Here is a 13,042-nt window from a genome sequence, read left to right on the forward strand (position 1 = left end):
TGGTGACGACAGTCAACGGTGCGCGATAAACCCGCGCGAGGGGAGAGGCCCGGGATGACGGCATTCTCGCTCGATCCTGAACAGACCGCCCGCTGTGCCCGACTGCGGGAGCAGGCCGCGGAACGGCTGCTGCCCCTGGTGGAGAAGCCGGAGGGGGAGGGCGGGGGTGCGGCGGCCGGCGCGCCCGGCCGGGTGAACCGGCCGCTGGTCGCCGCGCTCGGCGAACTCGGCCTCCTGGAGGGCCTGTTCACCTCCGGCGCCCTCGATCTGTGCCTGATGCGCGAGTCCCTCGCCCGGGTCTGTACGGAGGCCGAGACCGCCCTCGCCCTCCAGGGCCTCGGCGGGCACCCCGTGCACGCGTACGGCACCCCCGCGCAGCGCGAGCGCTGGCTGCCCGCCGTGGGGGCGGGCCGCGCGGTCGCGGCCTTCGCCCTGTCCGAGCCGGGAGCCGGGTCCGACGCCGCCGCCCTGGCCCTGGGCGCCGCCCCCGACGGTCCTTCGGCCTGGCGCCTGACGGGCGAGAAGTCCTGGATCTCGAACGCCCCGGAGGCCGACTTCTACACCGTCTTCGCCCGCACCGCACCGGACGCGGGCGCCCGCGGCGTCACCGCTTTCCTGGTCCCTGCCGACCGCGCGGGCCTCACCGGCGCCCCCCTCGCGATGCTCTCGCCGCATCCGATCGGCACGCTGTCCTTCGACGGCGTCCGCGTCGGCGCCGACGACGTGCTCGGCGAGGTCGACCGCGGGTTCCGGGTCGCCATGACGACCCTCAACCGCTTCCGTCCGAGCGTCGGCGCGTTCGCCGTCGGCATGGCGCAGGCCGCCCTGGACGCCACCCTCGCCCACACGGCGGCCCGGGACGCCTTCGGCGGCAAGCTGAAGGACCTCCAGGCGGTGTCCCACCAGGTGGCGGAGATGGCGACGCGCACGGAGGCGGCACGCCTTCTCGTGTACGCGGCCGCGGCGGCGTACGACCGCGGCGAGCCGGACATCGCCGGACGCGCGGCGATGGCGAAGCTCTTCGCCACGGAGACCGCCCAGTTCGTGGTCGACACCGCGGTCCAGCTGCACGGCGCCCGCGGCCTCCTGCACGGGCACCTCCTGGAGCACCTCTACCGCGAGGTGCGGGCACCGCGCATCTACGAGGGCGCGAGCGAGGTCCAACGGACCGTCATCGCCAAGGAGCTGTACGGGGCCCGCCCCCCGCAGCCGCAGCAGAAGGGGACCCCCACCGCATGAGCCTCGACCGTCTCAACCCCGCCGACCTCTCCCCGCCGGCCGGCTTCTCGCACGCCGTCGTCGCCACCGGCGGCCGCCTGGTCTTCCTCGCCGGGCAGACCGCCCTTGACGCCGAGGGCAAGGTGGTCGGCACCACCCTGCCCGAGCAGTTCGAGAAGGCCCTGACCAACCTCCTCACGGCCCTCCACGCGGCCGGCGGCACCCCCGCCGACCTCGCCCGCGTCACCGTCTACGCCACCGACGTCGCCGACTACCGCGCCCACGCCCGGGAACTGGGCCGCGTCTGGAAGGACCTCGCGGGCCGCGACTACCCCGCGATGGCGGTGATCGGCGCGGTGCGGCTGTGGGACGAGGAGTGCCTGGTGGAACTGGACGGCTTCGCGGTGCTGCCGTGAACCCAAGACGCTCCGCACCCAAGACGCTCCGGCCCTAGATGTCCCGGAACGTCTCGATCTGCGCCCCCACCGAGTTGAGCCGCTCCGCCAGGTCCTCGTACCCGCGATTGATCACGTAGACGTTGCGCAGCACGGAGGTGCCCTCGGCCGCCATCATGGCGAGCAGGACGACCACGGCGGGGCGCAGCGCGGGCGGGCACATCATCTCGGCGGCGCGCCAGCGGGTCGGGCCCTCGACCAGGACGCGGTGCGGGTCCAGGAGCTGGAGGCGGCCGCCGAGGCGGTTGAGGTCGGTGAGGTAGATCGCGCGGTTGTCGTAGACCCAGTCGTGGATGAGGGTCTTGCCCTGGGCGGCCGCGGCGATCGCCGCGAAGAACGGGACGTTGTCGATGTTCAGGCCGGGGAACGGCATCGGGTGGATCTTGTCGATGGGCGCCTCCAGCTTGGAGGGCCGCACGGTGAGGTCGATGAGGCGGGTGCGGCCGTTGTCCGCCGCGTACTCCGCCGAGCGGTCGTGGTCGAGGCCCATCTCCTCCAGGACCGCCAGCTCGATCTCCAGGAACTCGATCGGCACCCGCCTGACCGTCAGTTCGGACTCGGTGACGACGGCGGCCGCCAGCAGGCTCATCGCCTCGACCGGGTCCTCGGACGGCGAGTAGTCCACGTCCACGTCGATGGTCGGCACGCCGTGCACGGTCAGGGTCGTGGTGCCGATGCCCTCGACCTCGACGCCGAGCGCCTCCAGGAAGAAGCACAGGTCCTGGACCATGTAGTTGGAGGACGCGTTGCGGATGACGGTGGTGCCCGCGCTGCGGGCGGCGGCGAGCAGGGCGTTCTCGGTGACCGTGTCGCCGCGCTCGGTCAGCACGATCGGGCGGTCGGGCGTGACGTCCCTGGCGACCTCCGCGTGGTAGAGGCCCTCGGTGGCGGCGATGTCCAGGCCGAAGCGGCGCAGCGCGATCATGTGCGGCTCGATCGTGCGGGTGCCGAGGTCGCAGCCGCCCGCGTACGGCAGCCGGAAGTGGTCCATGCGGTGCAGGAGCGGGCCGAGGAACATGATGATCGAGCGGGTGCGGCGGGCGGCCTCCGCGTCCATGGCGTCCATGTCGAGCCGCGCGGGCGGCACGATCTCCAGGTCGACGCCGTCGTTGATCCAGCGGGTGCGCACACCGATGGAGTTGAGCACCTCCAGGAGGCGGTAGACCTCCTCGATGCGGGCGACCCGCCGCAGCACGGTGCGGCCCTTGTTGAGCAGCGTCGCGCAGAGCAGCGCCACGCACGCGTTCTTGCTCGTCTTGACGTCGATGGAGCCGGAGAGGCGGCGGTTGCCGACGACCCGCAGATGCATCGGGCCCGCGTAACCGAGCGAGACGATCTCACTGTCGAGCGCCTCGCCGATACGGGCGATCATCTCAAGGCTGATGTTCTGGTTTCCGCGCTCGATGCGATTGACGGCGCTCTGGCTGGTGTTGAGCGCCTCGGCCAGCTGCGACTGGGTCCAGCCACGGTGCTGCCGGGCGTCACGGATGAGCTTGCCGATGCGTACGAGGTAGTCGTCTGCCATAGGCGCAGGTTATCTCAGATATGAGATGACGCACGCGCTGGGGTAGGCCATTGGTGGAGTGACTGGTTCCGGTCCACGAGTTCGGCCTCCCGACCCGCCCGTTCGACCCGAGTGGGCCTCAGGCGCCGCAGCGTGCACGCGAGTTCACCTGCGGTCCGCGCCGCCTCGCCCTGCACCACTGTGCGGCCCAGGGGAACGCCCCGCACGTCCGGACCGCACCCATTCGGCCATCCAGCGGCTCGCCGCCCGCTCCGGCGCGGCGCATGCTGGAGGGGCGGGGGCGGACGGACGGGTGGAGGCGGGCGCAAGGGTATGGCGATATGGCGCACAGCACAGGCGCGCCTCGTCGCTACGCGCGGGGATGTACTAGAGTTATCTCGACATCGAGATATCTGCCGAGGCGCACCGCGGCCGCACGCATCGCCAGTCCGGCGGTAAGGGCTACCTAACTTAGCCTTACCTTAGCGGATCGGCCGGAAGGCGTGACGGCAGGATGCGGTGGAACGCGCACACATATGAAGGAGACTGTCGTGTCGGCGAACAGCTTCGACGCCCGCAGCACGCTGCGCGTGGGCGACGAGTCGTACGAGATCTTCAAGCTGGACAAGGTCGAGGGCTCCGCACGCCTTCCCTACAGCCTGAAGGTTCTCCTGGAGAACCTGCTCCGCACCGAGGACGGCGCGAACATCACCGCCGACCACATCCGCGCGCTCGGCAACTGGGACTCCCAGGCCAAGCCGAGCCAGGAGATCCAGTTCACGCCGGCCCGCGTGATCATGCAGGACTTCACCGGCGTCCCCTGCGTCGTGGACCTCGCCACGATGCGTGAGGCCGTGAAGGAGCTGGGCGGCGACCCGGCGAAGATCAATCCGCTGGCCCCGGCCGAGCTGGTCATCGACCACTCGGTGATCGCCGACAAGTTCGGCACGAACGACGCCTTCACGCAGAACGTGGAGCTGGAGTACGGCCGCAACAAGGAGCGCTACCAGTTCCTGCGCTGGGGCCAGACCGCCTTCGACGAGTTCAAGGTCGTCCCGCCCGGCACCGGCATCGTCCACCAGGTCAACATCGAGCACCTGGCCCGCACGGTCATGGTCCGGGGCGGCCAGGCCTACCCCGACACCCTCGTCGGCACCGACTCGCACACCACGATGGTCAACGGCCTCGGCGTGCTCGGCTGGGGCGTCGGCGGCATCGAGGCCGAGGCCGCGATGCTCGGCCAGCCGGTCTCCATGCTGATCCCGCGCGTCGTCGGCTTCAAGCTGACCGGCGAGCTGAAGCCGGGCACGACCGCCACCGACCTGGTGCTCACGATCACCGAGATGCTGCGCAAGCACGGCGTCGTCGGCAAGTTCGTCGAGTTCTACGGCGAGGGCGTCGCCGCCACGAGCCTCGCCAACCGCGCCACCATCGGCAACATGTCGCCGGAGTTCGGCTCCACCGCCGCGATCTTCCCGATCGACGACGAGACCCTGAAGTACCTGCGCCTGACCGGCCGCGACGAGCAGCAGGTCGCACTCGTCGAGGCGTACGCCAAGGAGCAGGGCCTGTGGCTGGACCCGGCCGCCGAGCCCGACTTCTCCGAGAAGCTGGAGCTCGACCTGTCGACGGTCGTGCCGTCGATCGCCGGCCCCAAGCGCCCGCAGGACCGCATCGTCCTCGCCAACGCCGCCGAGCAGTTCGCGACGGACGTCCGCAACTACGTCGACGGCGTGGACGAGGCGGGCAAGGAGTCCTTCCCGGCCTCCGACGCCCCGGCGGTCGCGCCGAACGGCGCCCCGTCGAACCCGGTCACCGTGACCGCCCCCGACGGCTCGACGTACGAGATCGACCACGGTGCGGTGACGGTCGCGGCCATCACCTCCTGCACCAACACCTCGAACCCGTACGTGATGGTCGCCGCCGCGCTCGTCGCGAAGAAGGCCGTCGAGAAGGGCCTGACCCGCAAGCCGTGGGTCAAGACCACCCTCGCCCCGGGCTCGAAGGTCGTCACCGACTACTTCGACAAGGCGGGTCTGACCCCGTACCTGGACAAGGTCGGCTTCAACCTCGTCGGTTACGGCTGCACCACCTGCATCGGCAACTCGGGCCCGCTGCCCGAGGAGGTCTCCAAGGCCGTCAACGACCACGACCTGGCCGTGACGTCCGTCCTCTCCGGCAACCGGAACTTCGAGGGCCGCATCAACCCCGACGTCAAGATGAACTACCTGGCGTCCCCGCCGCTGGTCGTCGCGTACGCCATCGCGGGTTCGATGAAGGTGGACATCACCACCGAGGCGCTCGGCATCGACCAGGACGGCAACCCGGTCCACCTCAAGGACATCTGGCCGAGCGAGGCCGAGGTCAACGACGTCGTCGCCAACTCCATCGGCGAGGACATGTTCAACAAGTCCTACTCCGACGTGTTCGCGGGCGACGCCCAGTGGCAGGCCCTGCCGATCCCGACCGGCGACACCTTCGAGTGGGACAGCGAGTCCACCTACGTCCGCAAGCCCCCGTACTTCGAGGGCATGACGATGGAGACCACCCCGGTCTCCGACATCACGGGCGCCCGTGTCCTCGCCAAGCTGGGCGACTCGGTCACCACCGACCACATCTCCCCGGCCGGTGCCATCAAGGCCGACACCCCGGCGGGGCAGTACCTCACGGAGCACGGCGTCGCCCGCCGCGACTTCAACAGCTACGGCTCGCGCCGCGGCAACCACGAGGTCATGATCCGCGGTACGTTCGCCAACATCCGCCTGCGCAACCAGATCGCGCCGGGCACCGAGGGCGGCTACACCCGCGACTTCACGAAGGAGGACGCCCCGGTCTCCTTCATCTACGACGCCTCGCGCAACTACATCGAGCAGGGCACCCCGCTGGTCATCCTGGCCGGCAAGGAGTACGGCTCGGGATCGTCCCGCGACTGGGCCGCCAAGGGCACCGCGCTCCTCGGCGTCAAGGCCGTCATCGCCGAGTCCTACGAGCGCATCCACCGCTCGAACCTCATCGGCATGGGCGTCCTGCCGCTCCAGTTCCCCGAGGGCGCGACCGCCGAGTCCCTCGGTCTGACCGGCGAGGAGACCTTCTCCTTCACCGGCGTCGAGGAGCTGAACAACGGCACCACGCCGAGCACCGTCAACGTCACCACCGACACGGCCCCCGGCGAAGCCGATAATGTGCGCCGTGAGTTCGACGCGGTCGTCCGCATCGACACCCCCGGTGAGGCGGACTACTACCGCAACGGCGGCATCATGCAGTACGTGCTGCGTTCGCTGATCCGCAAGTAGGCGACGCCACACAGCTGATGAGGGCCGCACCCCGGGGCAGGGGTGCGGCCCTCGGTCTTTTCCCGCCCGTCAGCCGAGCGCCACGCTCTTGACGCCCGACAGGATCGGGATCTGGACGTAGTCACCGTTGCCGGGGCCGCAGACGGGCCTGGTGTCGGCGGTGCCGGAGACGTTCGTCCCGGTCGAGTAGCGGGCGTCGGGTGCCGTCACCACACTCGTGAGGTGGCTCTTGAGCCGCTCCGAGTAGTACACGCACTGGTGCAGATTGAGGTAGCGGCCCGCGTTGAGGTCGAGGGCCTCGGCGCCCGAGAGCCCCGGGTTGGGTACGTGGCTGCCGTTGCCGGGCCCGCAGGTGGGGCTCGTCTCCGGGGTGTTGGAGACCTTCGTGCCCGTGGAGTACCTGCCGTCGCCGCTCGGCGTCACCAGCGTGGTGAAGCGGTCGGTGCTGGCGACCCGGTAGTAGTCGCACTGCTGGAGGTTGAGGTAGCGGCCGCTGCCGAGGTTCAGCGCCTTGACGCCGTGCAGGACCGGGATCGGTACGTGATTGCCGTTGCCGGGGCCGCAGGTGGCGGTGGTGTCGGCGGTGCTCGCGCGCTTGGTGCCGGTGGTGTACCGGTTGTCGGCGCTCGGCGTCACGAAGGTGCTGAAGTGGTCGTCGAGGGAGCTCGCGTAGTACGCGCACTGGTGCAGGTTCAGATAGCCGGAGGCGGCGGCGCCCCCCGTTGTCCCCGCCGCCGCCCCCTTCGCCGAAGCCGGGGCGCCCGTGCCCGTAAGTGCGCCCACGCCGAGTACGACCGTGAGCACCGGTCCCGCCACGCGTCCGGCCGTCCATCGCCTCATGTCCTGGTCCTCCCGCTGTAGTGGTTCGTGCCACAAAGGTCGCAGGAGCCGGTGGGCCGCCGGTATCCCGAGAACTGGGGGATTGACTCGACGGCTTCGCTGGTGTTTGCGCCCGCATCGGATGGCGTGCGTTTGCGCCATTCCGTTTGTGCGGTGCGTAGTTGCCCCGTGCATGTTCTCGTCCCCGGGGGGAGGCGCGTCGCGGTGCCTGGCACCGAACGACCAGGACAGCGGGTGGAAAACGGCGAGGAGGAGGCCGCTGTGCGTCACCCTTCGGGCCCCCGCGACCGTGCCCGTACTTGACCTGTTTCAGTGTGCATGGTGTGCAAATTCGGGGGCACGGCACACCGGTTTGTGAAGGGGCTGTGGCAACGTGTGCGCCTCCAGTGACCGCCGTGGTCGCTGTGATGTCTCTTCTTGTGGGGGAAGACATGTCCAGACGTGCCTCGGGCACGCCTTTTCGGCGTGCCCGCAGATCGACCCGCTACGGCATGGTGGCGGCGGTGGCGGCGCTGTCGCTCGCCGCGTCGGGAACGGCGGCCCTCGCGGCCCCCGCGGCTCCCGACCCGGGGCCGTCGTCCGTGTGGGGCAAGCCCAAGGAGCCCTTCGCCGTTCCGCCGGTGAAGGTCGGGGGGACCGAACCCGTGGCCCCGGTCGCGGAGGCGGAGCCCACGCCGGAGCAGGCGGCGTGGCGGGCCGAGCAGAAGCAGCGGGCCCGGACCGGCGAGGCCGCCGGGGCGCTGAAGTCCCGCGCCGGCAGCCGCGTCTACGTGCCTGAGGGGCAGGGGGCCGTGCCCTGGCACGAGATGTCCGACTTCCGTGTCACCGACTCCCTGGTGGCGCGGATCAACCTGTCCAACGGCAACCTGATGCTGGCGGCGACGGACTTCGACGTCGCCGGGGTCGGCCAGAAGCTGCGCCTCGCCCGTACGTACAACTCGCTGGACGCGCCCTCGGGGAAGGTGTCGCAGCGGTGGTGGCAGGAGTACGAGCGCTATCTGCACGTGTTCACGAACGAGGTGGTGGTGTACGACGCCACGGGCGACGCGGTGCGCTTCGCGAAGAAGGCCGACGGCACCCTCACCACGCCCAAGGGCTACTCCAAGGACCTGAAGAAGAACGCCGACGGCACCTACACCCTCACGAGCCGCAAGTCGGGCGTGAAGGACACCTACGACGCCAACGGCACCCTGACCAAGGTCACCGACAAGAACAAGGGCACCATCACCGTCGACCAGCACGACAAGGGCGAGGAGCACAAGGGCTTCAAGCTGACCGAGACCCGCTCCGGGCGCTGGATCGACCTGGTCAAGACGTACGGCAACCAGTGGCAGGCCAAGGACCACACCGGCCGCACAGCCGTCCTCGACCTCAACGAGGACGGTGATCTGGCGAAGACGACGGACACCGAGGGCAAGGCGACCCGCTTCGGCTACGACTCCGCCGGCCGCCTGACCAAGATCACCACCCCGGAGGGCCGGGTCACCGCCTTCACCTACGACGCCGAGAACCGCGTCACCTCCATGCTGCGCGCCACTCAGACGGGTGGCGACGGTCACACCGGCCCCACGTACACCTACAAGTACTCCGCCGACAGCCACGCGTCCGCCGGGACGACGACGGTCACGGACCCCGAGCAGCACGTGACGAAGTACGAGCACAACGGCGACGGCGGGGTCACGAAGGTGACGGACGCCTTCGGCCACTCGCGCTCGCGCACGTTCGACGCGAACCACAACGTCGACACGGCGACCGACGCGATGGGTGTGGGCGGCAGCGGCGGCAACGTCACCGCCTACGGCTGGGACGCCCGCAACAACCCGACCTCCGCCAAACTGCCCACCGGTGCTACGGCCTCCCTGACCGGTTACCAGACGATCGCGGGCACGGACCTGCCGAAGTCCTTCACCAGCGCGGACGAGGAGAAGACCGACTTCACCTACGACACGGCGGGCAACACCAAGTCCGTCGCGGTCACCGGCACGGGTGGTGGCAAGCGCACCTTCGACTACAACGGTGCCACCCCCGACTGCGGCGGCTTCGAGGGCCAGCGCTGCAAGGCGACGACCACGATGAGCGACACCAAGTCGGTGTCCACGTCCTTCCGTTACGACGACAAGGGCAACCTCACCAAGGCGACCCCGCCCGCCCCGCTCAAGCCCACCATGTACACCTATGACGCCCTGGGCCGCCCGGCGGCGGTCACGGACGGGCGCGGCATCAAGTCGGTGTACACCTACGACGAGCGCGACCGGATCACGAAGGTGTCCTCGCCGCAGGCCACGGTGGCGTACTCCTACGACGGCGACGGCAACATGACGCAGCGCTCGGACGGCACCGGCGTGATCAAGTACGCCTTCGATCCGCTGTCCCGCGAGACGGTCCGCACGCTCCAGAACGGCTCGCAGACCAGGCTGACGTACACGCCCGCGGGCAACGTGGACACCTACGAGGACCCGGCCGGGGTCACCGACTACACCTGGAACAAGGTCAACAAGCTGGAGAAGCTGAAGGACCCGACGGGGAAGACCACCACGTACGAGTACGACAGCAACGACATCCGCACGAAGACCACCTACCCCGGCGGCACGGTGCAGACGGTGACGCCGGACAAGGCGAGCCGCCCCGAGAAGATCAAGGCCACCTCGCCCAAGGGCACGCTGGTCGAGCTGACCTACGACTACAAGAAGGCGGGCAAGGACAGCACGAAGATCCGCACCCGTACGGACGCGGTCGCCGGTCTGAGGACCAGCTACACCTACGACAGCGCGGGCCGCTTCTCCTACGCCAAGGAGGAGAAGGGCGACACGGTCAACTCCTCCTGGCAGTACTGCTACGACCAGGCGGGGAACCTCACCTCGCAGGGCGTGGAGCAGGGCTGCCCGCGCGGCACCACGTACACCGTCAACGACGCCCAGGAGATCACCGCGAAGAACGGGGACTCCACCAACTGGTCCTACGACGCGTCCGGGAACGAGACCGCCGGGGCGTCGACGCCGGAGGCCACGCGCACCAAGGAGAACTGGTCGGACTTCAGCCAGTTGACGTCCCTGACCGTCGGCGGCAAGACCTACGACGGCCAGTACGGCTCCACCGACCAGAGCGAGCGCATCCGGCTCGGGGACACGTTCTTCCACAACGGGCCGCTGGGCCTTTCGGCGAAGAGCACTGCCGGTGTGGACACGGGATTCAACCGGGAGCCCGGGGGCACGCTGAACTCCATGACGACCGGGGGCAAGTCGTACTACTACCTCACCGACGCGCTCGGTTCGGTCGTCGCGCTCGCCGACGAAGCGGGCACCAAGGTCAACACCTACAGCTACAGCCCCCGCGGCGTGGAACGCGCGGCGACCTCGGAGAAGGTCTCCCAGCCCTACCGCTTCGCGGGCGGCTACCAGGACCCGACGGGCCTGTACCACTTCGCGGCGCGCTACTACGACCCGAACATCGGCCGCTTCACCCAGCCCGACCCCTCGGGCCAGGAGAAGAACCCGTACCTGTACGCGGAGGGCGACCCGGTCAACCGGATCGACCCGAGCGGCCTCGCGCCGTGGGACAGCCTGGGAGCCGCCGGTGACCTCATAGGCGCCGGAGCGAAGCTGCTCCAGGGCGACACCAAGGGGCTCTGGGGTGACGTCGTCGGGTTCGTGGCGGGCGCCGGCTTCGGTCTGGCGTGCGAGTCCGTCATGCTGGGCGGGTCCGTGGCGACGGCCGGGGCGTCGGCCGTCGGGGGCCAGGCCGTGTGCTTCTCCGGAGCGTGGGCCGCCGGGCAAGTGGCTTCCAACACCTTCAACTCCGCCGTCGGCTGACCGCGACCGCGGGGCCCGGCGGCGAAACCCAGCAAGCGGAGGAGCGAACGACATGCAGGATGACTACTTCGGGAGAAAGAAGACGTCCTCCCTGCTCTTCACGCTCGCCACGGTGCTCCTGGTGTGCGGCGCGGGCGTCGGCCTGGCCCTGGTTCTCGCCGGGAAACCGGCGGGCCTCGGCCTGGTGGCGCTCTTCGCCGCCATCTGGGGAGTCAGCTATCTGGCCCGGCGGAAGGTCACGCGCGGCGAACTGTGAGCGGCAGCCGGGACGACGCGAGGGGACTCTTGCCGGTGTGCGTAACCGCAGAGAGGAAGAGTGGTTTCGATGGGGAACGGTAAAGGTTCATCACTGGCCGAGGGCATGGTCGATCTCGCTCGCGCGCGTGGGGGCGGGGGTGGGAGCGGAGGCGGAGGTTCCATGCCTGCGTGGCTGATCGTGCTGCTCGCGGTGGTCGTCGTGGTGTGCATCGTCCTGACGGTGCGCGCCAGGCGCAGGTAGGCGGCCAGGCTCCGTGCCCGGATCGCCCCCCGCGGCGGCACAGCGCTTGGCCGCGGGAACATACCGGTACGGGCTCGACCGCGCCTACGCTCGGCAACGGACTCCTCGGAGTCCCCGTCGATCCCCTCGCCCTTTTGTGAGGGATGGGAGGGCGAGGAGCCGGGGGGTTGCACTACCTGTGGGGGGAGTGCAACCCGCCCGCGCGCCCTGGGGCGGCCGTACGTCCTACCGCTGCGGCCGGCCGCCGTACGGCACCGTGATCAGCTCCATGTAGTGGCCCGCGGGGTCGGTGAAGTAGACCCCCTTGCCGCCGTCATTGCGGTTGATGGCACCGGGCTGCTTGCCGTGCGGGTCGGCCCAGTGCTCGGTGCCACGCGCCGTGATCTTCTCGTACGCCGCGTCGAACTCCTCCTCGGACACGAGGAAGGCGTAGTGCTGCGGCGCGATGTCGGCTTCGGGGACGGTGGCGAAGTCGAGCGTGACGCCGTTGTCCAGTTCGACCGCGACGAACGGCCCCCATTCGGTACCGACTACGAGTCCCAGCAGGTCCGCGAAGAAGGCGGCGGACTCCCGGTTGTCCCGGGCGTGGACGATCGTGTGGTTGAGCTGTACTGCCAAGGAATGCCTCCGAGGGCATCTCCCACACCTCCATGCCTCACCCGGACGGTGACCGGCACGCGATGCTGGCGGGGATTTTAGGCAGGGATCCGCCGCGCTGTCGAGACACGGCACTCGTGCCGTCGCGCCCCAGAGCTCCCTCAGGGCTTCCCCAGAGCCCCCTCAGAACTCCAGCAGCGCCGCGAGATCGATCTCCACGGGGAAGGGCAGCTCGGTGCTCAACTTCTCGTGGTGCACGGGGTGCAGGGGGGCGGGGATGTATGCCCGGGTCTCGGCGTGCCGCCAGTACTCGTGCACGGCGAGGCGGTTGTCCCTCTCCAGTTCCACGCGCCAGTAGCACGCCACTCTCGCCTCGGCGAACAGCGCGGGCTTGCGGACCCGGTCGTCCTGCCGTGAGCCGGGAGAGACCACCTCGACGACCAGGGAGACCCGGTCGACCGGTACGCACTCGACCTCGAAGAAGTCGAGTCCCCGGGGGTCGAACACGATCACGTCGGGCTTCGGGACGTTCTGGTCGCCCACCATGACGCACTGCTCGAGGACCACGGAGTACGGCTCGGCGCGAGCTGCCTTCAACGCGTCCGCGATGCCGTCCCGCACCCGGTTGTGCCAGAACCTGGTCTGCCCACGAACCACGACCACTCCGTCCACGAGTTCCCAGTCGAAGGGCAGCTCCAAGTGCTTGACCTGGTCGAAGGTCCAGCCGTCCGTCGGCGGGAACATCCAGGTCTCCTCGGTGGCCCGCCCCTGCCCGGGTGTGGTCATCACTGCTCCCATGGGTGCGAGTGTGGACGCGGGTACGCGCC

The 13,042-nt window shown here is 69.7% G+C and carries 9 protein-coding genes; 5 read left to right on the forward strand and 4 right to left on the reverse strand.

What is annotated here, in order from left to right:
* Positions 1-54 precede the first annotated feature (54 nt).
* Entirely contained in the window at positions 55-1,239 is a 1,185-nt protein-coding gene (locus ACH4DX_RS24085) for an acyl-CoA dehydrogenase family protein (protein WP_398156642.1), read from the forward strand.
* Entirely contained in the window at positions 1,236-1,634 is a 399-nt protein-coding gene (locus ACH4DX_RS24090) for a RidA family protein (protein WP_398156643.1), read from the forward strand. Before ACH4DX_RS24085 ends, ACH4DX_RS24090 begins: the two co-directional genes overlap by 4 nt.
* Positions 1,635-1,668: 34 nt before the next feature.
* On the opposite strand, the gene ACH4DX_RS24095 is transcribed toward ACH4DX_RS24090, so the two are convergent.
* Complete coding sequence (locus ACH4DX_RS24095; protein WP_398115656.1) at positions 1,669-3,198, reverse strand: helix-turn-helix domain-containing protein; 1,530 nt, start codon at positions 3,196-3,198, stop codon at positions 1,669-1,671.
* A gap of 530 nt (positions 3,199-3,728) precedes the next feature.
* Here ACH4DX_RS24095 and acnA point away from each other — a divergent pair.
* On the forward strand, positions 3,729-6,470 hold the full coding sequence (gene acnA, locus ACH4DX_RS24100; RefSeq protein ID WP_398156644.1) for an aconitate hydratase AcnA: 2,742 nt from the start codon (positions 3,729-3,731) through the stop codon (positions 6,468-6,470).
* A gap of 69 nt (positions 6,471-6,539) precedes the next feature.
* Here acnA and ACH4DX_RS24105 read toward each other — a convergent pair whose 3' ends face one another.
* Positions 6,540-7,310: a hypothetical protein gene (locus ACH4DX_RS24105; RefSeq protein ID WP_398156645.1), complete on the reverse strand. Its 771-nt coding sequence runs from the start codon at positions 7,308-7,310 to the stop codon at positions 6,540-6,542.
* A 491-nt stretch (positions 7,311-7,801) separates the two neighbouring features.
* On the opposite strand from ACH4DX_RS24105, the gene ACH4DX_RS24110 reads away from it, so the two are divergent.
* Together ACH4DX_RS24110 and ACH4DX_RS24115 are read left to right on the forward strand one after the other, a co-directional pair.
* The gene (locus tag ACH4DX_RS24110; RefSeq protein WP_398156983.1) at positions 7,802-11,119 is read left to right on the forward strand and encodes an RHS repeat-associated core domain-containing protein; all 3,318 of its coding nucleotides are present in this window, start codon (positions 7,802-7,804) and stop codon (positions 11,117-11,119) included.
* Positions 11,120-11,171: 52 nt separating this feature from the next.
* Complete coding sequence (locus ACH4DX_RS24115; RefSeq protein WP_398115650.1) at positions 11,172-11,375, forward strand: hypothetical protein; 204 nt, start codon at positions 11,172-11,174, stop codon at positions 11,373-11,375.
* A gap of 468 nt (positions 11,376-11,843) precedes the next feature.
* Here the strand turns inward: ACH4DX_RS24115 and ACH4DX_RS24120 are convergent, their stop codons facing one another.
* Together ACH4DX_RS24120 and ACH4DX_RS24125 are read right to left on the reverse strand one after the other, a co-directional pair.
* Positions 11,844-12,236, reverse strand: coding sequence for a VOC family protein (locus ACH4DX_RS24120; protein WP_398156646.1), 393 nt, complete (start codon positions 12,234-12,236; stop codon positions 11,844-11,846).
* 162 nt (positions 12,237-12,398) lie between these two features.
* On the reverse strand, positions 12,399-13,013 hold the full coding sequence (locus ACH4DX_RS24125) for a Uma2 family endonuclease (RefSeq protein WP_398156647.1): 615 nt from the start codon (positions 13,011-13,013) through the stop codon (positions 12,399-12,401).
* Positions 13,014-13,042: the final 29 nt, after the last annotated feature.

The organism is Streptomyces sp. NPDC017940 (genome assembly GCF_044328435.1).
Taxonomy (GTDB): Bacteria; Actinomycetota; Actinomycetes; order Streptomycetales; family Streptomycetaceae; genus Streptomyces.